This is a genomic window from Bacillus sp. IBL03825, from assembly GCF_024712505.1.
Lineage (GTDB): Bacteria > Bacillota > Bacilli > Bacillales > Bacillaceae_G > Bacillus_A > Bacillus_A wiedmannii.
Map to the genome: position 1 here is coordinate 2,849,071 of NZ_JAMXKE010000001.1, position 20,597 is coordinate 2,869,667.

Here is a 20,597-nt window from a genome sequence, read left to right on the forward strand (position 1 = left end):
TATCTCTCCCTTTACTATTTTATTTTAATAAAAATCCTGTCGGAAATGGATCTGTAGGGTCTAATAGAAACGTCTGCATCCCTGTAATAAATCCTCTACTTTCAAAACTGAAAATGTAACCCGTTTCTTCCTTCTTCACTTTTTCAACTGTTATAAAGCTATTAAATATACTTTCATTTATAAAAGGTTTATCCGCCAAATAATCATTTTTAAATAACGCATCAACATAAGATACAATAGTAGAAACAAAACCTGGCGAACGTACGATAAAGTTATCTTCATGAAATGTAATCGATTTTATATAGTTCTTATCTTTCTGCGAAGAATCTACTAAAATAAGCCTTTTTATTAACGACTGTTTTTGTATAGCTTGTAGTGTAGCTTCTCCCCATTTTTTCAATTCAGAAATGTTTTCAATACGAATGTCTGGTGAATACGTATCTTTTTCTACAACTGCATATACTTTATCTGCTTGAATGAGAGAGTAACTTATATTACCCACTTGTAAATTTTTCTCAATCCTATAACATAGTTTACTTTCAAACGAAACTGATACAACTTCATCATTCTCTACATACGCATGGATTGAAAATATACCAGATAGCGTTTCGATTTTGTATTGGTTCGTCTCTCTCTTTTTTAAATACCCGCTTTCTAGTAACATCGTTATTACTGCGACAATGCCTCCATAATGAAGCGGAATGGATCCTTCATGATTAAAAAATAATACAGCGGCATCGACTTCCATATGAATAGAAGGAACGACAATACATCCATTTAATCCGATAAAACCACGTGGCTCATTTAATAAAAGCTTCATTCCTTCTGCTAATTCACCTGAAAATTGTTCGTTTAATTGCTCTAAACTGTAGTAGTATTTGCATGGTACATCTTTCATTACACGAAATGCTTCACCATTTACATGTACGTCTACTGTTGTATACATTTTTTGAATGTTCATTTTACATCCTCCGTTTCATGTTCCATCGGCGGAATTAGCAAAAAGCCTTCTTTCAGTGGGTCCTTTTCATTATAAAAAAATCTATGCATCCCCATAAGCCAAGCTGAACCTGTAATTTTCGTTACGACAGCTTCAATATTTTCTACAGATGTTGTATTTATGACGCACCCTTTAAATAAAGAGCCAACGATACTCTCATGAATAAACTCTTCATCCACTTCAATTTTTTGATTTGCGTATAATACAGCTAACTTCGCTGATGTTCCTGTACCACATGGAGAACGATCAATTCCTCCTGGCGGAACGACAACTGTATTTTTCACATGAGCACTTTCATGAGTAGGATCTGTATAAAATTCAATATGGGTTAACCCTCTAATAAACGAGTACTGCGGATGAATGATTTCAAATTCCTCATTAATGATATTTCTAATATGAATTGCCTTATCGATAATTGTAGATGCATTTTCCGGTACTAACTCTAAACCTACTGACTTCGCATCGATAATGGCATAAAAATTCCCTCCATACGCAATATCTGCTTCTACAGTTCCGATTCCTTCAACTTGTACAGTAATATGTTTCAGTAAAAAAGCTGGTATGTTACAGAAAGAGACTTCTTTCGCTTTTCCATCTTGAACAAAGATATCAACTTCAACTAAGCCCGCTGGCGTGTCTAACTTTAACGAAGTAATCGGTTCAACTACCGGAATTAAACCTGATTCAATTAAAGCTGTACATACACCAATTGTATCGTGACCACACATTGGTAAATATCCACCTGTCTCTATGTATATAACACCAATATCTGCTTCAGGATGACATGGACCTGTTAATAATGCTCCTGACATTACATCATGACCACGCGGTTCATTCATTAACAATTTGCGAATCCAGTCATACTCCTTTTTCATATGTAACATCTTCTCTGCCATCGTCTCTCCAATTAACTTTGGAAGTCCGCTTATCAATGTCCTCGTCGGATTCCCGCCCGTATGTGTATCAATCGTCGTAAAGACTCTTTGTGACCTCATCCGTTTAACACCCTTTCTGTAAAACGACTCAAACGAAGTGGTTCAATAGGAATGATTGTTTCTTTTTCATTTAACAACTCTTCAATCACTTTCCCTGTAACTGCTGCCAGGCTAATGCCATCCCCTTCATGCCCCGCGGCGATAAAGTAGTTCGGGATATGTTCCACGCGTGAAATGATTGGCAAATGATCTTCTGTCCACGGGCGTAATCCAGCATATGAACGAATCACCATCATATCCGCCATTTTCGGATAAAAACGAATTGCTCTGTTTGCAATACATTTAATAACCTCGTTGTTTATCTTCGTATGAAAGCCTACAAACTCTCTACTACTACCAATTAAAAAATTTTGGCTTTCTGTCGGCTCAAACACAAGAGCTATCCCATATTTCTCAGTTAAAGCATCCACTTTTCGTTTTCCGCCAAATTTAGAAATTAAATAACCAAATTCCATTACTTTACGGCAACCAACGTGTTGTTGCCTTGAAGCTACAATAATATGTCCTTTTCTCGGTTCAATTGGGATATTTACATCCAACATTTCTCCGATTTTTGGAGCCCACACACCAGCTGCGTTCACCACTTGCTTCGCGGTAAACGTCCCGTTAGTCGTTTCTACAATAAAGGAACCGTCTATATCTCTTTTCATTTCTTTTACTTCCGTATGATTAAAAGCTTTCGCACCCATTTTTTTCGACTCTGCTAAAAGTGAAAATGCAAGGAGATATGGATTTACAGTAGAATCCGTTGCGCATTCTAAACCACCCAATAAATCGTCCGCAAAAAATGGCGATTCCGCTCTTATATCTTGCCTATCAAGCATTCGGAACGGTAACCCAACTTCTTTTTGACGATTCACCCATTGCTGTGCTGCTGCCATTTCTTCATCTGATTCACATACGAGAATACTTCCTGGCGCCCTATATTCAAATGAGTGCTCTAACTCTTCACTTAAATCATTTACTAATTTTTGACTTACTAACGACATTTGACTATCAAATCCTGGGTCTTTATCAATAGCCAAAATATTCCCGTCACACCGTGAAGACGTCCCACTGACAAATTCTCCTTTTTCAATGATTGTTACGTCTCTTCCATATTTTGATGTGTAATAAGCGATAGAACAGCCTATAATTCCACCACCTATTATTAAAACGTCACAGTGCCTCACGTAGCACCCCTCCCTTCTTTTTAATCCCTCACTTTCTTTCATGCAATTGACGTGCCAACTATACATATATAAACTTTTTATAAAAAATATTTTTATTTGTAAAAATATTTTAAATTTATCGTAAATAGGTGTATTATTTTTTTATCACTGTCAAAATTTTTATACATAACAGGAGGACAATATGGCATTCTCATTTCCCACAATAAAAGAATTTCTAAAAATTTTATCCATCGATCATACATACAGCATGCAACCTACCCAGCAAGTTAACGAAAAATTTTATTACCGCCCTTCTACTACAGAAGAATATAACTGCGCAGTTATATATGAAGATGACTCATTCACTGCTTTAATTGACGCGTTTTCTAATGAAATGGCCGTTATCGTAATGAACAAAAATAAAGAGCCTATATGCTGTATAACGTCTCAGCAAATCATTCCGTTTCTTATTAAGTCATACAATGAACTACAATCTTTTTATAACACCGTAATACAAACAACGGATTCTTCTGTTACAGTTATCGATGATAAAGAATGTGTTCGCACTTGGACAGATGGCGCCGAAAAGATTTTTTCAGTCAACTATACTGAAATTATTGGACAACCTATCACTCGTTTTTTTGACTATAAAGATTTGGAAATCTTGCAATCATTACATGACGGAAAAAGCATAATTGCTCAGTTCCATCAGCCTCGTCCAGATTTGTTCGTATTAATTAATTCAAATCCAGTGTATTGTAACGATGAAATTATCGGAGCTGTCGTTTCAGAAACTGATGTAACAAATCAAGTCGCTTTAAATGAAAAACTATTTAATATGTCACATGAAATGCACCGTTTAGAACAAGAGGTTGCAAAGTACAAAGATGAATCCGACCCTTTCCTTGCGATGAATGGAAAAAGCCCTGTTATACAAAGAACGATACAATTAGCTAGAAAAGTTTGTTCGGTGAAATCAACTGTTTTAATACTCGGCGAAAGTGGTGTTGGAAAAGAAGTATTTGCAAAAGCGATTCATGAAGCAAGTGAATCAGCTAAGGCACCTTTCATTTCAATTAACTGTGGCGCCATTCCAGAAGCGTTATTTGAAAGTGAATTATTTGGGTATGAACGCGGGGCGTTTTCTGGTGCAAGTAGTAAAGGCAAAAAGGGTAAAATAGAGCTCGCGCAAGGCGGTACTTTATTTCTAGATGAAATAGGAGAAATGCCGCTCGATATGCAAGTAAAACTATTGCGTGTACTACAAGAACGAAAATATTACCGAGTTGGTGGAGAAAAAGAGATTCATATTAATTTCCGCATTATCGCGGCTACAAATCGTGATTTACAAGAAGAAATGAGAAAAGGTACGTTCCGAGAAGATTTATACTATCGCCTAAATGTAGTTAGCTTGCATATTCCACCGCTGCGAGAAAGACGCGAGGATATTATTGAATTAACTTATTCTTTCTTAAACGATTTTTCAATCAACTACAACAGACCAATTCGTGACTTACCTTCTAGCATTATGCATGAACTGCTTCATTACAATTGGCCAGGTAATATTCGCGAGCTTCGTAACGTCGTTGAAAGACTTGTCGTATTTGCGACTGACGGGATTATAAAACAAGAATATTTACCATTTCATACAACTGAAACGTTAGACAATCATACGGCTCATTCCGTATTACTCAGCAACAATCATACAATCCTCTCCTTACAAGAAGAGATGGATGAACATGAGAAAAAAGTCATCGAGAGGGCTTTACGCATTTTAAATGGGAATAAATTAGAATGCGCGAAACAGCTCGGTGTTACGAGGGCCACTTTATATAACCGCCTAAAAAAACTCGGGTTACAATAAACCTTCCTTCTCTATTTTGGCATAGTTTTTGCATGATAATTTGTGAAAACCGAACTAAAGGAGGAATACATATGACGAATAAAGATCACTTAATTGTTTGTCGATGTGAAGAAGTTACATACGGACAACTTCAATCGACAATTGCTGCATATAAATGCTCGGCAAGAGAATTAAAACTAAGAACACGTGCTGGCATGGGATTTTGCGGTGGCCGCACATGTAGAATGATGATAGATCGAATGATTGAAAGTGCAAATCCCGACGTAAACACTAATGAAATTCCATTAAAATATCAACCACCAGTTCGCGCAGTTACCTTTGGAGCGGTAGGTGAAAATCAATGAATAGAATTACACATCACCCTATTTTAGGAAGTTTAAATAGTAGGAAGCGCATCACTTTCCAATTTAACGGGCAACAGTATGAAGCCTATGAACATGAAACGATTGGGGCGGCTTTACTTGCAAACGGAATAAGAACTTTAAGAGTGCATGAAGATAGCGGAACACCGCGAGGTATTTACTGTAATATCGGGCATTGTTCTGAATGCCGCGTGACAGTAAACAATCAAACGAACGTACGAGCATGCTTAACTGTTGTTGAAAAAGATATGGTAGTTGATAGCGGCAAACAGCATCCAAATATCGTGAGAGAGATGGTGAAAAAGCGATGAACGATGTCATTATTATCGGAGCTGGACCAGCAGGTTTGTCAGCCTCCATCTCTTGTGCTCATTTTGGACTAAATGTACTTGTTATTGATGAATTTATGAAGCCTGGCGGAAGGTTGCTCGGACAATTACATCAAGAACCTACTGGAGAATGGTGGAACGGAATAGAAGAATCAAAACGCCTTCACGAAGAAGCAAAATCACTTTCAGTTGATATTCGATGCGGCATTTCCGTCTATAATTTAGATAATGATGAAAGTTCTTGGTTCGTACATACGAATATCGGTACGTTAGAAGCACCGTTCGTTTTACTTGCTACTGGCGCTGCTGAATACGCCATTCCCCTTCCTGGTTGGACACTTCCAGGAGTCATGTCAATCGGGGCAGCCCAAGTAATGACAAATGTACATCGCGTTCAAGTTGGGCGAAAAGGAGTAATCATTGGTGCTAACATTTTGTCCTTCGCTATTTTAAATGAATTACAATTAGCAGGTATTAAAGTGGAACATATCGTACTTCCTGAAAAAAGTGAATTAAGTCAAAAGGCTGGTGAACCAGAAGAAGTTTTAAACTCTCTATTACATGCTGCACACCTTGCCCCTTCGCCTTTATTACGTATAGGTAGTCGATTGATGAAATATAATTGGGCGAAACAAGCTGGATTAAACTTCTATCCAAATAACGGTATGAAAATAAATGGCACACCGCTTCACCTTCGAAAAGCAGCTCTTGAAATTATCGGTACAGATCAAGTTAAAGGTGTACGCGTTGCTACTATTGATACGAAAGGAAACATCATAACTGGATCGGAACAAATATATGAGGCAGACTTCGTTTGTATTGCCGGTGGCTTATACCCTCTTGCTGAGCTAGCCGCTGTAGCTGGTTGTCCTTTCCGTTACATTCCGGAATTAGGCGGGCACGTTCCTCTCCATTCCGAAACGATGGAAACCCCTCTTACCGGTTTATTTGTAGCCGGCAATATAGCTGGCATTGAAAGCGGAAAAATCGCTATGGCACAAGGAACTGTTGCTGGATATTCAATCGTAAAACAAGCAAATACAAAATCCCATTCGGTTGAACTACACTTGCAACAGGCGATCCAACATGTACATACCGTACGACAACAAGCTGCCATTCAATTTAACCCGATGATTGATGTCGGTAGACGGAAAATGAATGAAATTTGGCGTGATTATTCCCTAGCATATGCACATACTAAAAAGAGCTGCTGAGATTACTCTCAACAGCTCTTTTTTCTACTCATTTGAGTTATTAAAACTTTGCTAATGCGTAAATGCCTTCTTCATCGTCTAATTCAAGTTGTAACCTTGCTGCAAATGAATTGACATTATATTCTCTATCAAGCAATAAGCGTAGTGCTTCGATTAAGTTCGCTTGAATTAAAATTTGTTTGCGACCATTTACCTCTACTTCAGCAGAGAAACCATAGTCATCGTCATACATTAATTCAACTAAAACTTCTTCTGGACCGACTTGTCTTTTTTCAGCGATATATACGCAAAGTGCATTTATTAATTCTTGTTCAGAAATTTTTATTGTTTCCATGCTACTTCATCTGCCTTTTTCTTACGTTGATCTTTGAAGTATTTAAATGCACGAACTGCTAACATTACGATACCAGCCATTACTAACATATTTACCATAAACGCTAATACAGAACCAAGAGCTCCCATATTTGCAAATAAGCTACCCATTAGTAAACCACCAAGACCACCTAGTAATAAACCTTTCATAAAGCTTCCTTTATTACTTTTTGGTGCTGTGTTTGTTGCTTTGTTTTTTGAATCTGTTGTTGTTTTTTGTGAATTCACGTTAGTATCTTTTTTGTTCAAATCAACTTTTGACTTTTGACCAGAACTTGGTGTGTATGATTTTTTACCAGATTTGTAACTCTTCGCTGCTGCGTGATCTACAAACATGAAGCTACTAGCTCCAAAGATAACCATGAATGCTGTCATGACTGCTACAAGTTTTTTCAACATATTATATCCATTCTCCTTTTATATAGATATATGTGAAATCTACCTTTCTAGTAAATTCAGAATGATAGATTTGTTTTTAAAAACATTTTAAAGGTTCTTATGAACTTATTATATGAACTTTTGTCGAAATATGCAAGCTTTATTTACTTACAACAGTTTGGTGACAAAGGAAAAATTAAGCAAAACAGAATTGACTTTAAATGAAACAAAACATATTATAGGTTCATAAGAACTTTTTAATATTTTTGGAGGTGAAAAGATGGAAACATTTCATCTCACACGAAACGAAATGGCTACCCTTCTTCTATCTTTAAGAGGATGGAATACGAAAAAGCCTCTCGGTATTTTACAAGAAGCGTGGGCAAAGTCACATAAAAAAGATATTGAAAGCGGACAAAGCGTAACTGCTTTTATTACTACCGCACTTTCACCTATTTTTGAAAAACTGATTAAAATTGATGATACAGACGTCGGTTTTTCATTAAATGAAATAGTTGCGCTTGGAAATCAGATTGAAAATACAAGTTTCTCAGTAACGGCCATGCAAAACTGGGTAAAACGAGATATTAAAGAAATGATTGGCTCCCCTCAAAAAGGGAAAAAATATTCAATTGAACAAGCAGCCTTACTATTCATTGTCGAAGATTTAAAAACAGCACTTGATTTTGAATCCATTCGTAAGCTATTACGCCTTATCGTAAATGACCCAGCCGATCGAAGTGATGACTTAATCAATCCTGTTCATTTATATGGAGCATACTCTTCCCTATTTGAAGAACTCAATCAAGGGAATTGCTTACAACTAAATGCAACAGATACAGTTCATACAATTGAAAACATCGTAAAAGAAAAAGCTGATAAAATCGCAAGCAAGTTCGATCAGGTTAACAACGAACAACGTGAAGCAATTCGTAACGCTATTATTATTGCGACACTTTCTGTACATACCGCTTATGTACAAATGTTAGCGAAACGTTACGTAACAGCAACTTTATTTTTACAAAATTTAGAAGTGAAACCGTAAAAAAATAGGAGCAGCAATGCTTCTATTTTTTATGAGAAATTTTTAATAATTTTTTCATTATCTCTTCATGAAAACTGGGCTTATATCCTTCACTATAATACTTATGAGAGACATAAAAGAATTGAAATAGCAATCCCCTATATAAATAAGGTATAATCTACATATAGTGAACCTTTTACATTGTTAAATAAAGGGACATTTATTCAAAAATACATAAACTAGAAGGTGCAACAATGGTAAGTAGTTTTATTCATTCAGTATTAACATTTTTTGAAGGATTAGGTTATTGGGGCATTATGCTTGGTCTAATGATTGAGATTATTCCAAGTGAAATCGTCCTTGCTTATGCGGGATTCTTAGTATTCAATGGTAGTATCTCATTTGTAGGCGCCGTTGTATTCGGTACAATTGGCGGCGTTATTGCTCAAATCTTTATTTATTGGCTTGGACGATACGGTGGACGACCTATATTAGAACGATACGGAAAATATATTTTCATTCATAAAAAACATATAGATGCAGCTGAAGATTGGTTTAACCGTTACGGGACTGGTGTAATTTTCACTGCACGCTTTATTCCAGTAGTACGTCATGCGATTTCAATTCCTGCTGGTATTACAAAAATGCCATTATTACGTTTCACTACATTAACAGCACTTGCAATCATCCCTTGGTCTATCATTTTCATTTATTTAGGTGAAAAACTAGGTCAAAATTGGGAGAATATTAATGATATTGCTGGGCCATATGTGAAATCATTCGCAATTGGCGGTGTCATACTCGTTCTTTTATACTTCATCATTAAAAAATGGACAAAAAAACGTAAAAATCTTGCTTAAGATAATAAATAAAAACCGCTATATATTCATTACGAACTATAGCGGTTTTTTATGTTTAAATTGACTAATCTTGAGAAATCACAAGAAAACCCCTCAGTTTAACATTTACATGGATAAGCAACAATTCACTCGTCCATTTCGTATATTATCTCAAAAAGGAGTGATTTCCCTATGCATTGGCAACAAAAAATACAATACTTAATCGGACGCCCTATCGGTATTTCTTTCATAAATGGGCAAGGAACTTCTGGTGTATTATGTTCAGCACATGATGGTCAATTATATGTGTATGAATACCTTTATCAAGCTCAATTCGCAATGAAGCATTATGATTTTAGACAAATTCAAGATATACATGCCTTTCCGAATTGCCCACATCAAAATCCTCTGTACTAAAAAAAGGAACAGCTTATAGCCGTTCCTTTTTCTCCACACTTATTTTTCAGTATAAAAGTTATGCACTGCTTCATCAAAGTAAATCCAGCCTTTCCAACCTAAATGAATTGTATCTTTTAAGAAATACTTATCATATTCATGGCCAGAAAAATCAACTACTGGGTATCCTGCTTTCTCAACTTGTTCCCGAACTTTTTTATAATACACTTCGCGGCGTTCTTTAGGGAAACCAGCGTAATCATACCACGGTCCATTTACAGGTACAGAAATGAATAGTGGCTTAACATTTTTCTCTTTAAATATATTTAAAACAATTTGTAAGTCATCATATTCTGGTGATTCTTCATATGATTCATTTGCTCTAAAGTTTTTTAAACCTTTTAATTTTTTCTTCAAATTATGTTTATAGTAATACGGATTTTCAATTCCGAATGTGTTTGTAGTAGATTCCAATTTCCCTTCTTCCTCCGCATGTTTACGTGCATCTACCCAAGAAATTGAACGTAGTCCTATATTTGTTTTTTCTTTCATCGGTTCAATCTTAAATAAAGAGTTAAATACATCTCTATGATCTAAAATATTTCGATGCATATAAGCAAGCGGTTTGACTAAACCTGCTTTTATGTTATGTTTCGTATCATTATATACAATACCTTCTAATGAATTTTTTAATATATCATCTTTTTGAACAACTTTATAGTCTAATAGTCGTTTCGCAATTTGCTTCTTCATTTCAGTATTTATTTCATCATTAAAAATAAAATGATATGCTTGTTGTTTAGAGAAATTGTTAGTGAAATCCCCCTGTGATACCCCTGTCTTTGTAAACCATTGTGGCGATAAAACAAAGACTACTTTTTTACCTTCTAATCCATCCATCGTAGACGTCATATTCAATATATGAGCTAAACTTTGCGTACCGCCAATTCCCATTAAATATGGTGTAAAACCTGCGGGATTTACTTTAAAGTAATTAGACGGATGATATGCATCCATTCGTAAAAATTCAGATGAACCATACATCGGTAAATACTGCGAATTCTCTAACATTTTTTGCTGCAAGAAAACACTTTGCAATTTTTCTTTTTGTAAGGAAGTTGCCGCATCTTCTACCTTTTTATCACTAATAAGTGATACTAAACTTCTCGATGGAATGAGTATGATAATGAAAAAAAGCACACACGCTAAAATTATGGGACCAAAAGCATGCTTCATTTTCATCGTCTCTTCCTCTTTCTATCGCTATTAAATTGTAACCCTTGTTTTTGACACGCCATCATTTCTCTCCTTTTTCTCTTTACATGTTCCATTCTATTTATCTATTATATACATGTATGTATTTCTTTCCTTGTTCTATTAAGTCCTATATAAATAGCACAAGAAAATGTTTCCATAGAAACACGTTAATTATACAAGATTCTACATGAATTTCACACTGAAATTTTACTAATAATTTTATTTTTAAGACATGAAAAAATATATAAAATGTCTATACATTTGAAACTGTACAAAAAAACAGACAATCACATACGTGAAGTCTGTTTCTCCATAATTTTATTTCTGCACATCTGCCCATTTTAAACTTGTAGCTGGACCGAATTGATGTACATATAAATCTTTCACATGCGGCTTTTGTAAGTATGATAATCCGCGCTGGAATACCGGTGCAATTACTGCATCATCGAGTAATATTTTCTCAGCATCTTGCATTGCTTTCCAACGAGCTTTTTCATCATTACCTAATTCTGTTTTAATCTTCTTAATTAACGCATCGTAATCTGGGTTTGCATATTCTGTATTGTTCACACTGCTTCCAGAAAGGAATACTTCTAAATAAGTCATTGGATCTGGATAATCTGGTAACCAGCGTGATAATGACATTTCATATTCCTTCTTCTTCTCTAACGCCAGTTTTTGCGTATGTGGTTGTAATTTTACATTTACCTTTAAGCCTGGTAAGTTTTTCTCTAGCTCTTCTTTAATGTATTCTCCTACTTTTTTGAAGTTTTCTAAGTCATAGTTTAATAACTCAAGCGTCACTTCATTTGTACCAGTCTCTTGCTTCGCCTTTTCCCAATATTCTTTCGCCTGTTTTACATCAGTTTTATTAAACTCACCTGCTGTACTTCTAAAATCTTTTTTATCTGGACCTTTTAAAAATCCTTTTGGTACGTAATAGTTAGCAGCAACCGAACCATCATTTAAAAATGAATTCGCAAGTCCTTTCTTATCAAACACTGTACTTAGCGCAAGCCTTGCGTTTTTATTTTTAAGAATAGGTACATTTTCATTGAATCGGAAGAAGTACATAACCGGATCTGTATATTGTTTTAGCTCTTTATTATTTTTATATTTATCGACGAATTCTGTAGAAATGACAGCTCTATCCACTTTATCTGTTTCATATAAATTTACCGCAGTTGAAATTTCCTTTACAATTTGATAGTTTATTTCATCTAGCTTCACTTCTTTTTTATCCCAATACTTATCGTTTTTCTTCATTGTAAAACTCGCTTCATGCTTCCACTCCGATAATGTAAATGGCCCGTTATATACCGCTTTATTTGCTTCTAATCCGTATTTATCACCTTGTTCTTTCGCATATTTTTCGTTAATTGGATAGAAGGACGGTAAAATAAGTAGTTTTGTAAAATACGGTACAGGATGTTCTAACTCTACAACGAACGTTTTATCATCCTTTGCTTTTACTCCTAATTCCTCTAACCCTAGTTGTTTTTTATTTATTTTCTCCGCATTTTTCACATCGTACGCAATGTATGCATATTGAGAAGCTGTATCTGGATTAATAAGCTGCTTCCAAGCGTATACGTAATCTTGTGCTGTTACTGGATCTCCGTTAGACCATTTCGCATCACGTAAGTGGAATGTATATGTTTTCCCATCTTGACTCACTTCATATTTTTGTGCTCCAGCTTCAATCACTTCATCATTTTTCGATAAACGGAATAATCCTTCCATTACGTTATTTAAAACGTTAAACGATACCGCATCTGTTACTTTCCCTGAATGTAAAGACAGAATTTCACCTGTTTCTAATAACTGTAATACTTTTTTCTCATCTTTCGGCTTTGTCGTTGTTTTTTCTTTTGCGCAGCCAACTAAAAATGAAGAGGCTAATAAAGTACTAACTAATGAGTAACGAACAACTTTTTTCATTTGAAAACCCCCTCTACTTTTTATGGTAAGTAACGACGAGCACCAGCGTATTCTTCTATATATCCTGGTGTATTAAGCGGTATAATCTCTACTGATCTTTCAGCTCTCGGCGAGTGAATCATATTTCCGTCACCAATATACATCCCCACATGATGAACACTGCCTTTTCCTTGATCATGTGCAAAGAAGATTAAATCTCCTTTTTGTAAATGTTCTTTATCAACTGCAACTCCATTTCTCGATTGCGGACCTGAATCTCGCGGAATTGTAATACCGTGCGATTTATAAATCGTATGTGTAAATCCAGAGCAATCAAATCCGAAACCACTTGTACCAGCCCATATATACGGTAATCCTAAAAACATTTTCCCTGTGTTTATTAAATCATCGGCCGCCGGAGTTGGAATATCATTTTGAGAACGGTAAACCGTTCCATCATTTTTTCGTAGCCAAGCTTTCTGTCCGTTTGGTAACAACACGCGATATGAAATCGTATCTTCACTAAGTAGCGGCAGTCGCGTATTATAACTCACTTCAAGCGATTTATGTTTTTCAGAAGGATTTATATATAAAATGGCTGTCGGTTTCGTTACTAATACGAAAGGTTCATTTGTTTTATCTGCAAATTCTTGATTATATGTTAACTGTTTTTCAAGCATCCACCCTGGGTAGCCTTCTTCATTTCGCGGTGTTGGCTGACCGTGAACTAGCACTTTCACCCAGTCCCCTTTTTTATCAACAACCGTTACTTCTTGACCTAATAGCGCTTGCGTTTCTAATTTATTTGCATTTGTTAACCAAAGTTTCTCATCAAGCGTCATCGATTTCGTCCACTTCCACAAATCAACTGGATTTGTAGCACTCGGTGCATCAATTGGTCGTAATGAATCAGGTGCAGTCCAAAGTGTTGCGGCAGATACATCGATAAACGCCTTACTATCTTTCTTTTCTTCAGCATGTACTGATGTAAACGATGAAAATATAAATAAAGTTGTTAAAAATGCAGTTCCTACTTTTTTCATACATATCCCCCTTAAAAGATAGTTTACTTGTCTCTTCTCCTAAGATTTACTATTCACTGTTGATTGAAGGTTTACCTTTGATCCCGCATAAGTCATTCCTTCCGGTTCTTCCATTAACCAAAGTGGTGCATCCAAATCGAAGTAATGAATATTAGGATGTGCAGCAGCTAAATGGGCTACAGCACTAACAGAAAGTGAGGATTCCATCATACTTCCGACCATACATTTCACACCAGCTGTTTCAGCAATATCGGCAATACGCCACGCTTCACGTATACCACCACATTTCATTAATTTAATATTGATTAAGTCTGCATATCCTCCTTGAACAATTTTCAATGCATCACTCGCTGAAAATATGCTTTCATCTGCCATAATGGGCGTTTGCACATGATCTTTGACGTACTTTAATCCATCCCAATCTTTCGCATGAACAGGTTGTTCAATAAATTCAATATTTAAATTGCGATTTTCCATCTCTTTAATGATCGTAACCGCTTCTTTTGGATTCCACCCTTGATTTGCATCTAATCGTAACGTCGTATTTTTTGGTACGCTATTTCGAATCGCTTCAATACGTTCTAAGTCTAAAGGAGCAGATTTTCCCACTTTAATTTTTAAAATTTGAAATCCTTTTTCTACATGTTGCTTTGCCTCTTTCGCCATAATAAAAGGCTCATCTACACTCACCGTAATATCTGTATGAATATCTTTCTTCCCGCCTAATAATGCGTAAAGTGGAACGTTTTGGTGTTGACAATACACATCATATAAAGCAATATCTACCGCCGCTTTCGCACTTGGGTTTCCAATACAACTCATCTGAATGTGCTGTAGTAACTGCTGAAATTGAATGATATCTTGACCAATTAAACAGGAACGCATCGGCCCAATTATTGCTTCTTCAATCCCGTTAGCGAAATCACCTGTAATAACGGGTGTTGCGGTTGCAGCCCCCTTGCCAACAATTCCTTCATCAGTATGAATATATACATCTAAACTTTCTATTTCAGTTACGGTACGAAGCGCTGTTTTAAACGGTGTGTGAAGATTAACACGTCTACGATTTACTTTTACATCAGTGATTTTCATATTGTTCATCCTTTCGTTGTCTAACAAAGTGGAACCTTACTATTTAAAAATAAATTATGTTTTTACGTACAATTCATCTCCTCCTTTGCTTGCTTTTCATGTAGGAGGTTAATGTGAAATAAAAAAATCCAGCCATAAGAAGATTCTTACGGCTGGATTTTGTCTAGGAATGTGTAGACAAAGCAGCGATTTGATTATATTTTTTCCGCGCATCTTTTAACGCTACAAGTAGTGCTTTTTGAGACGAACCGAAGTATCTATTTTTTATTTCTGTTACTAATAGTGGGTCATTAATATTTTTATGTAGAAACAAATATTTAACGAATTGAGATGTTAATGCAATTGTCGCTGAGCAATCTGCATCTACAATTTCCCTAGTCTCCTTAACAAGTACAAACGCTACAAAATAGCTTTTAAACTTTTCGGTAATGGGATTATTTTGAGGTGCTTTCGCATCCCCTACGACATAAATTGTATTTGAAGCGTACACAGCTATCTTCCTTTCTAATACGGGATAACGGTTTTCTTAATAGTCGCATGAGTGATAAACTCAACGTTGATTAAAAAATGTATCCGCTTACCTTGTATTATAATATAATTAACAGAATTTTAACAACATTTATTTCGGTATATATTCCATAACTATAAAAACAGCTCAAACTCTTCATGTTTACAATATGTGATTGTTTCTTGTACCATGCCATTCATACATGAAAAAACAGTTAGCTATCGCTAACTGTTCTATTACACTACTTCGGCAACACAAATATAGTTTCATTTGACTTAGAAAACTGATATTCTTTTCTCGCAAACTTCAAAATTTCTTCCTCATCGTCTGTTAAATTTTCTATGTTAGTCTTTAAAGAAGCCTGATTTTTCTTTAAAGAAACCAATTGTTTTTTTTGATTCGTTATTGTATCTTTTTTTTCTACGATTATTTCTTGTTGTTTCGTTAAAATAAATTGAAGGTACAAAGTAGCCGCCACAATAAATATAAACATGAATATAAATCGTCTTAGTTTTTTCTTATTAATTGCTCGCTTCTCATTAGGCTGTGATAGTTGCTCTTCTATATTAGGAACATTTATTCGCTTGAGTTTCCTCATTATGAAATCCCCCTAACACATATATTTTCACTACCCTCGGCATAATCCCTTACTAACTTTAATTCTATTCTTATAAAATAAGCTCCTTCACAAAAATATCTCACAAATTAACCAATTAAAGATAGCATTCGACGACATTTCCATATTTACATTGCATTTTTTTATGTATGCTGCCATAAAATAGTAGTTTCTGTTATTCTTTTTCTACTATTGTAGAAGAGTTTTTTCACACACAAAATTTCTCCTTGTTATAACATGCTTACAAGGAGGGAAAAGATAAATTATCGTATATTCGATAAAACTGGAATTACTGTTTTAGAACTAAGACTTTGAGCATAGATCACCTGTTAAGAAACTTTACTAAATAAAAAAGCCCCAATTGGGCTTTTTTATTTTACAATTCAATTTCATATTCCATGCTTTTTGCCGTATTCTCAGCATTCTCCTCACCTAACAAATTTTTCACGATATGAAATGACATGTTAATACCAGCTGAAATACCTGCAGATGTAATAATGTGTCCTTCATCTACAAATTTCACATTCTCCATTACTTCTACATTCGGAAAATCTTTTTTGAAGGTTTGAATACTAGCCCAATGCGTTGTTGCTTTTAAGCCTTCCAGTAAACCGGCTTTCGCAAGTAATAGCGCACCCGTACAAACTGAAGTCATTAGCTTTACTTCTTTCATTTGCTGACGGACCCAATTTATTATAATATCATTTTTCACTTCATTTTCCCGAACTCCTTTACCACCTGGAATGATTAAAATATCAACTGATGGTAAATCTTCAATACTATAATCCGGCAGTACCTTTAATCCGTTTCTTGCTGTAATCATTTCTCCATTTTGGCTAACTGTATAGACAGTAAATGGTTTTTCTTCATCCGCTTCGGTTACAGAAAAAACTTCAAATGGCCCAGCAAAGTCTAACACTTCTACCTCGTTAAATAAAAATATGCCTACACTCCATTTATTTATCATACGTTCACTTCCTGTTTTAAATAATGTAAAAGGTGATCATGTCCTTTTGCTAATGCAATATGAAATGCTGTTCCCCCATCTTTCAAAATATTTAAGTATCCCTTCTTCTATATGTTCTATTGATTATGATATTTTCCTGTTAAAACTAAAGTTTACATAATAATATTATCTATCTAATTCCCATCTTTTGTTTTAAATGTTAAAATTTCCTGTCAAAATAACTATGATCATGTTTAATACGGAGGATAACATATGATATGTTACAAGTAATGCATTTAAATAATGAAGACTATGATTTAATTACAGCTGCTAAAAAAGTAATTGAAAAAAAATATAAATATGGCCGTCATCATATCGGTTCAGCTGTAAGAACTAAAACAGGTAATATTTATGCAGCAGTGCATGTTGAAGCGAATGTTGGAAGGATAACAGTATGTGGTGAAGCAATGGCGATTGGAAAATCTATTTCAGAAGGCGATTATGAATTTGATACCATTGTAGCAGTTGCTCACCCGCACCCTCATAAAGACATAGAAAAATGTTGGGTTGTTGCTCCATGTGGTATGTGTCGAGAATTAATAAGTGATTACGGAAAAAATACGAACGTTATACTTTCTTATAATGGTGAACTTGTAAAATGTAACGTAATGGAATTATTACCTGAAAAGTATACAAGTGAAGTAGAATAATCATTCATACTTTCAACATATCAAATAATATTATTCCAATAAAAAACAATCCATTTTAAAAACGGATTGTTTTTTTATTTCTTTTTTATGCAGTTTATTTTATTTTTCTATTTTCGATAATTATGAAATTAACATTAACAAAAATGAAATACAAATATTTAAGTACGTATCGCGGTTCGTTTTTCATTTGAAAGTAAAAATATAATTTCTCCTTACATTTGAAAAAAATCAATATGGACCCTCTAAAATCAGCAGTCTTATCATACCAATCTATAACAATTCTGTCTTCTTCCCTTACCAGTTTCCTTTAACACATATGATTTTAAAACAAGGGCCGTTAATGAATCTGTTAATGTTTTATATGATAAATTAGATAATGCCAATAGATCGTTCGTATATAACATTCTATGCTTCTCTAATAATAATAGTACTAATCGTTCAGACGGTTTTAATGCCTCATCACTTTCTAGTATAAAGTCTATATTTTTCATTTCTCTAATTGTTACTCCTTATATAAAAAAATACTTGCACAACTAATTTAATATAAAAATAATACACAACAAGATTTGAAGTATATTAAAATAACATCATTTCGAAACACTATTATACTATAACATAGAAAAAGCATTTCCCGAAATAGGAAATACTTTTTAAAATTTCTTATATATTTCTTCCAAACTTACATTATATTTCGAATTCTTATCCGTACAATTTCCTCCTAATTTTTGCTGGTCATACAGATGTATTTGTATTAAATTAACCTATTCTAAATTGATTTAAATAAATAAAAAACGGTTAGTCTATTATGCTCTAAACATGAATGACTAACCGTTTTCCAGCTTCTTCTCAATTATCATGTTCTACCTTAAATATTTCTTGCAATATGCGGCTTACTGTAATGACTTGTACCACCGCCACCTACTACTACTTTACCGCCTTTTTCAAAAATCAGTAATTTACTTGAACCATCTGCAAGAAGTACTATTACTTCAGCATTGTTACTTGTTGCTACATAAATTACATAACCACTTTTTGATATACACGTTTCCCAATTCGCATCAAATTCTGATCTTAATACACGATTGGAATACACTTGATTTTCAACTCTATCTTGTGCTTCGTTTCCCAAAATTTATCCCCCTAATTCTCCAAAATATCATTTACAAAAAATAACGATTCTATTTAAAATAGTAACTGTCTTTAATATAAATAGTATATGTAGGTAGTAGAAAAATGCTTGGACAATGAAAACGTAATAACATGTAAGTAATATACAATTGAAATAAGGCAATCGATACAGTATCGATTGCCTTATTTTCATAAATAATTCTTTATTTTTCATTTCGCATAGCTTCAAAAGTAAACATTTGATTTGCATTTGACGGTTCATTTTCATAAACATAGTCAGCCGAGCAAGTAATGTTAGAGAAACCTATACTTTCTAACAGAAGTTTAAACTCGTCTATTCCATACCAGCGCACCGCAAAGCGTTGCAGTTCTGATTGTACTAACTGTCCCTTACTCCATTTTTCATATTTTAAATATGATAGAGTAACTTGGTTCAACCAATCTATTTCAATTGATTTATTTTCTAATGTAATTCCGTCTCCGCTTGGCAAAGAAAAGGTCGATGTATGAATCTCTCCAGTCTTCCAGTCATGCGGAAGCATAATATCTACGATTAAACGCCCGCCTGGATTAAGGTGTTCATAAAAACATTTCAATGCGTTTATAGAATCCGCACGATTTTCAATTAAACAAAAGGATCCAGTAGGAATGATAATTGCCTCATATTTATGCGGCAGTGAAAATTGTTGTAAACTTCCTTCATACAAATGAGGATGTAAGCCTCTCTCATTACATCGTATACGGCACGATTCTAGCATTTCAGGTGAATAGTCAATCCCATCCACTTTAAAACCAGCTTCAAGAAGTGGGATGATAACACGCCCTGATCCGACTGCCGCTTCGAGAATTCTTCCTCTACCATTTTTTAAACGTTCTTCGTAATACTCAATATCACCATTTAAAGAATACCCGACAGGCTTTGTGTAATCATAAAGTTCCGTGCAAAGTGTACTATAAAAACTAAACATTTATTTTCTCCTCCGTTTTATACGTACGGAAGATTTTAACTCAATTAATCTTCCTGCACCTTTATTTTTAATAAAAATTCGAAAGAGCTGACTGTCATAATATATCACTCGCTTTCCATACAATATAATTATATTGTATAATATTCCATTCAAAATGAACATATGAAAATTCAGAATTATATTGAAAGGAGGATATGATGAATTCATTAATTGGATTTATTTTTCTTCTTATCACTTTTAATACACTGATTTTCTTTATAGCAAAGAAATATCAACGAATATGGAAAATAGCCAGTGGTATTTTCATACTTTCTTCTCCCGTTGTTTTCTTCGCCACTTTGCACGTAATTGGTGAAAAAGTAGGAGATGGATTCGCTGGAGGTTTTGCTGGGCTTACCTTTAGTGGTCTATTGATCATGAATGCAATTTTTTTATTTGTTGTAAGCATTTTTGTATCTACTAATAAAAATTCATAATAAACTCCC

Annotated in this window: 24 protein-coding genes and 1 pseudogene; 9 read left to right on the top strand and 16 right to left on the bottom strand. The window is 34.6% G+C overall.

Translation table 11 applies throughout. The features are described 5' to 3' along the window. Positions 1 to 19: 19 nt before the first annotated feature. The 3 genes from NHG49_RS14590 to NHG49_RS14600 are packed head-to-tail and all read right to left on the bottom strand — an operon-like array spanning position 20 to position 3,167. Entirely contained in the window at positions 20 to 961 is a 942-nt protein-coding gene (locus tag NHG49_RS14590; protein WP_149173547.1) for a proline racemase family protein, read from the bottom strand. Then, a complete protein-coding gene (locus NHG49_RS14595; RefSeq protein ID WP_149173546.1) occupies positions 958 to 1,995 on the bottom strand; it encodes a proline racemase family protein in 1,038 nt (345 codons plus the stop codon). The genes NHG49_RS14590 and NHG49_RS14595 overlap by 4 nt, the downstream gene beginning before the upstream one ends. Beyond that, positions 1,992 to 3,167: an NAD(P)/FAD-dependent oxidoreductase gene (locus NHG49_RS14600; RefSeq protein ID WP_064475524.1), complete on the bottom strand. Its 1,176-nt coding sequence runs from the start codon at positions 3,165 to 3,167 to the stop codon at positions 1,992 to 1,994. Before NHG49_RS14600 ends, NHG49_RS14595 begins: the two co-directional genes overlap by 4 nt. Before the next feature lie 181 nt (positions 3,168 to 3,348). On the opposite strand from NHG49_RS14600, the gene NHG49_RS14605 reads away from it, so the two are divergent. The 4 genes from NHG49_RS14605 to NHG49_RS14620 all read left to right on the top strand — a co-directional run bounded on the left by NHG49_RS14605 (position 3,349) and on the right by NHG49_RS14620 (position 6,915). Next, the gene (locus NHG49_RS14605) at positions 3,349 to 5,010 is read left to right on the top strand and encodes a sigma-54 interaction domain-containing protein (RefSeq protein WP_064475525.1); all 1,662 of its coding nucleotides are present in this window, start codon (positions 3,349 to 3,351) and stop codon (positions 5,008 to 5,010) included. Positions 5,011 to 5,081: 71 nt separating this feature from the next. Next, positions 5,082 to 5,354, top strand: coding sequence for a (2Fe-2S)-binding protein (locus tag NHG49_RS14610; protein WP_000182228.1), 273 nt, complete (start codon positions 5,082 to 5,084; stop codon positions 5,352 to 5,354). Then, the gene (locus NHG49_RS14615; protein WP_064475526.1) at positions 5,351 to 5,683 is read left to right on the top strand and encodes a (2Fe-2S)-binding protein; all 333 of its coding nucleotides are present in this window, start codon (positions 5,351 to 5,353) and stop codon (positions 5,681 to 5,683) included. Before NHG49_RS14610 ends, NHG49_RS14615 begins: the two co-directional genes overlap by 4 nt. Next, positions 5,680 to 6,915: an NAD(P)/FAD-dependent oxidoreductase gene (locus tag NHG49_RS14620; protein WP_258126176.1), complete on the top strand. Its 1,236-nt coding sequence runs from the start codon at positions 5,680 to 5,682 to the stop codon at positions 6,913 to 6,915. Before NHG49_RS14615 ends, NHG49_RS14620 begins: the two co-directional genes overlap by 4 nt. A gap of 40 nt (positions 6,916 to 6,955) precedes the next feature. Here NHG49_RS14620 and NHG49_RS14625 read toward each other — a convergent pair whose 3' ends face one another. Together NHG49_RS14625 and NHG49_RS14630 are read right to left on the bottom strand one after the other, a co-directional pair. Then, positions 6,956 to 7,249 (bottom strand): YxcD family protein, encoded by a 294-nt coding sequence (locus tag NHG49_RS14625; RefSeq protein WP_103655049.1) that lies wholly within the window; start codon positions 7,247 to 7,249, stop codon positions 6,956 to 6,958. Further along, positions 7,237 to 7,686 carry a hypothetical protein gene (locus NHG49_RS14630; RefSeq protein ID WP_000914488.1) on the bottom strand — a complete coding sequence of 150 codons (450 nt, stop codon included), beginning with the start codon at positions 7,684 to 7,686 and terminating at the stop codon, positions 7,237 to 7,239. The genes NHG49_RS14625 and NHG49_RS14630 overlap by 13 nt, the downstream gene beginning before the upstream one ends. Positions 7,687 to 7,945: 259 nt before the next feature. On the opposite strand from NHG49_RS14630, the gene NHG49_RS14635 reads away from it, so the two are divergent. The 3 genes from NHG49_RS14635 to NHG49_RS14645 all read left to right on the top strand — a co-directional run bounded on the left by NHG49_RS14635 (position 7,946) and on the right by NHG49_RS14645 (position 9,945). Further along, complete coding sequence (locus NHG49_RS14635) at positions 7,946 to 8,710, top strand: DUF1836 domain-containing protein (protein WP_000447228.1); 765 nt, start codon at positions 7,946 to 7,948, stop codon at positions 8,708 to 8,710. 233 nt (positions 8,711 to 8,943) lie between these two features. Continuing rightward, a complete protein-coding gene (gene uptA / locus NHG49_RS14640) occupies positions 8,944 to 9,549 on the top strand; it encodes an undecaprenyl phosphate transporter UptA (protein ID WP_064475528.1) in 606 nt (201 codons plus the stop codon). A gap of 171 nt (positions 9,550 to 9,720) precedes the next feature. Further along, entirely contained in the window at positions 9,721 to 9,945 is a 225-nt protein-coding gene (locus NHG49_RS14645) for a hypothetical protein (protein WP_000558703.1), read from the top strand. Between the two features lie 39 nt (positions 9,946 to 9,984). Here the strand turns inward: NHG49_RS14645 and dltD are convergent, their stop codons facing one another. The 8 genes and pseudogenes from dltD to NHG49_RS14685 form a co-directional block, all read right to left on the bottom strand. Continuing rightward, entirely contained in the window at positions 9,985 to 11,166 is a 1,182-nt protein-coding gene (dltD, locus tag NHG49_RS14650; RefSeq protein ID WP_098103140.1) for a D-alanyl-lipoteichoic acid biosynthesis protein DltD, read from the bottom strand. Positions 11,167 to 11,499: 333 nt separating this feature from the next. Further along, entirely contained in the window at positions 11,500 to 13,122 is a 1,623-nt protein-coding gene (locus tag NHG49_RS14655; protein ID WP_064475531.1) for a peptide ABC transporter substrate-binding protein, read from the bottom strand. Positions 13,123 to 13,142: 20 nt separating this feature from the next. Continuing rightward, positions 13,143 to 14,144, bottom strand: coding sequence for a C40 family peptidase (locus NHG49_RS14660; protein ID WP_149173543.1), 1,002 nt, complete (start codon positions 14,142 to 14,144; stop codon positions 13,143 to 13,145). Positions 14,145 to 14,183: 39 nt separating this feature from the next. Further along, a complete protein-coding gene (locus NHG49_RS14665; protein WP_142315085.1) occupies positions 14,184 to 15,245 on the bottom strand; it encodes a dipeptide epimerase in 1,062 nt (353 codons plus the stop codon). A 154-nt stretch (positions 15,246 to 15,399) separates the two neighbouring features. Continuing rightward, a complete protein-coding gene (locus NHG49_RS14670) occupies positions 15,400 to 15,726 on the bottom strand; it encodes a DUF3870 domain-containing protein (protein ID WP_258126179.1) in 327 nt (108 codons plus the stop codon). 259 nt (positions 15,727 to 15,985) lie between these two features. Beyond that, the gene (locus NHG49_RS14675) at positions 15,986 to 16,342 is read right to left on the bottom strand and encodes an FtsB family cell division protein (protein ID WP_064475535.1); all 357 of its coding nucleotides are present in this window, start codon (positions 16,340 to 16,342) and stop codon (positions 15,986 to 15,988) included. Between the two features lie 394 nt (positions 16,343 to 16,736). Next, positions 16,737 to 17,327, bottom strand: coding sequence for a DJ-1/PfpI family protein (locus tag NHG49_RS14680; protein WP_098112140.1), 591 nt, complete (start codon positions 17,325 to 17,327; stop codon positions 16,737 to 16,739). Next, positions 17,324 to 17,410, bottom strand: a pseudogene (locus NHG49_RS14685) (ankyrin repeat domain-containing protein); the annotation flags it as partial. The pseudogene NHG49_RS14685 and the gene NHG49_RS14680, both read right to left, overlap by 4 nt. Before the next feature lie 174 nt (positions 17,411 to 17,584). Here NHG49_RS14685 and NHG49_RS14690 point away from each other — a divergent pair. Continuing rightward, on the top strand, positions 17,585 to 18,016 hold the full coding sequence (locus NHG49_RS14690; RefSeq protein WP_064475537.1) for a cytidine deaminase: 432 nt from the start codon (positions 17,585 to 17,587) through the stop codon (positions 18,014 to 18,016). A 260-nt stretch (positions 18,017 to 18,276) separates the two neighbouring features. On the opposite strand, the gene NHG49_RS14695 is transcribed toward NHG49_RS14690, so the two are convergent. The 3 genes from NHG49_RS14695 to NHG49_RS14705 all read right to left on the bottom strand — a co-directional run bounded on the left by NHG49_RS14695 (position 18,277) and on the right by NHG49_RS14705 (position 20,112). Next, on the bottom strand, positions 18,277 to 18,507 hold the full coding sequence (locus tag NHG49_RS14695) for a hypothetical protein (protein ID WP_000789031.1): 231 nt from the start codon (positions 18,505 to 18,507) through the stop codon (positions 18,277 to 18,279). A 374-nt stretch (positions 18,508 to 18,881) separates the two neighbouring features. Next, the gene (locus NHG49_RS14700; protein WP_064475538.1) at positions 18,882 to 19,145 is read right to left on the bottom strand and encodes a hypothetical protein; all 264 of its coding nucleotides are present in this window, start codon (positions 19,143 to 19,145) and stop codon (positions 18,882 to 18,884) included. A 202-nt stretch (positions 19,146 to 19,347) separates the two neighbouring features. Further along, positions 19,348 to 20,112: a class I SAM-dependent methyltransferase gene (locus tag NHG49_RS14705; protein WP_064475539.1), complete on the bottom strand. Its 765-nt coding sequence runs from the start codon at positions 20,110 to 20,112 to the stop codon at positions 19,348 to 19,350. Between the two features lie 194 nt (positions 20,113 to 20,306). On the opposite strand from NHG49_RS14705, the gene NHG49_RS14710 reads away from it, so the two are divergent. Then, on the top strand, positions 20,307 to 20,588 hold the full coding sequence (locus NHG49_RS14710; protein WP_098102868.1) for a hypothetical protein: 282 nt from the start codon (positions 20,307 to 20,309) through the stop codon (positions 20,586 to 20,588). Positions 20,589 to 20,597: the final 9 nt, after the last annotated feature.

Coding starts and splice junctions, on each gene's coding strand:
- NHG49_RS14680 (WP_098112140.1), bottom strand. CDS start 17,327: ATGATAAATAAATGGAGTGTAGGCATATTTTTATTTAACGAGGTAGAA.
- NHG49_RS14625 (WP_103655049.1), bottom strand. CDS start 7,249: ATGGAAACAATAAAAATTTCTGAACAAGAATTAATAAATGCACTTTGC.
- NHG49_RS14665 (WP_142315085.1), bottom strand. CDS start 15,245: ATGAACAATATGAAAATCACTGATGTAAAAGTAAATCGTAGACGTGTT.
- NHG49_RS14705 (WP_064475539.1), bottom strand. CDS start 20,112: ATGTTTAGTTTTTATAGTACACTTTGCACGGAACTTTATGATTACACA.
- NHG49_RS14630 (WP_000914488.1), bottom strand. CDS start 7,686: ATGTTGAAAAAACTTGTAGCAGTCATGACAGCATTCATGGTTATCTTT.
- NHG49_RS14635 (WP_000447228.1), top strand. CDS start 7,946: ATGGAAACATTTCATCTCACACGAAACGAAATGGCTACCCTTCTTCTA.
- NHG49_RS14690 (WP_064475537.1), top strand. CDS start 17,585: ATGTTACAAGTAATGCATTTAAATAATGAAGACTATGATTTAATTACA.
- NHG49_RS14590 (WP_149173547.1), bottom strand. CDS start 961: ATGAACATTCAAAAAATGTATACAACAGTAGACGTACATGTAAATGGT.
- NHG49_RS14595 (WP_149173546.1), bottom strand. CDS start 1,995: ATGAGGTCACAAAGAGTCTTTACGACGATTGATACACATACGGGCGGG.
- NHG49_RS14620 (WP_258126176.1), top strand. CDS start 5,680: ATGAACGATGTCATTATTATCGGAGCTGGACCAGCAGGTTTGTCAGCC.
- NHG49_RS14605 (WP_064475525.1), top strand. CDS start 3,349: ATGGCATTCTCATTTCCCACAATAAAAGAATTTCTAAAAATTTTATCC.
- NHG49_RS14655 (WP_064475531.1), bottom strand. CDS start 13,122: ATGAAAAAAGTTGTTCGTTACTCATTAGTTAGTACTTTATTAGCCTCT.
- NHG49_RS14610 (WP_000182228.1), top strand. CDS start 5,082: ATGACGAATAAAGATCACTTAATTGTTTGTCGATGTGAAGAAGTTACA.
- NHG49_RS14645 (WP_000558703.1), top strand. CDS start 9,721: ATGCATTGGCAACAAAAAATACAATACTTAATCGGACGCCCTATCGGT.
- dltD (WP_098103140.1), bottom strand. CDS start 11,166: ATGAAAATGAAGCATGCTTTTGGTCCCATAATTTTAGCGTGTGTGCTT.
- NHG49_RS14695 (WP_000789031.1), bottom strand. CDS start 18,507: ATGAAAAATATAGACTTTATACTAGAAAGTGATGAGGCATTAAAACCG.
- NHG49_RS14615 (WP_064475526.1), top strand. CDS start 5,351: ATGAATAGAATTACACATCACCCTATTTTAGGAAGTTTAAATAGTAGG.
- NHG49_RS14660 (WP_149173543.1), bottom strand. CDS start 14,144: ATGAAAAAAGTAGGAACTGCATTTTTAACAACTTTATTTATATTTTCA.
- NHG49_RS14710 (WP_098102868.1), top strand. CDS start 20,307: ATGATGAATTCATTAATTGGATTTATTTTTCTTCTTATCACTTTTAAT.
- uptA (WP_064475528.1), top strand. CDS start 8,944: ATGGTAAGTAGTTTTATTCATTCAGTATTAACATTTTTTGAAGGATTA.
- NHG49_RS14675 (WP_064475535.1), bottom strand. CDS start 16,342: ATGAGGAAACTCAAGCGAATAAATGTTCCTAATATAGAAGAGCAACTA.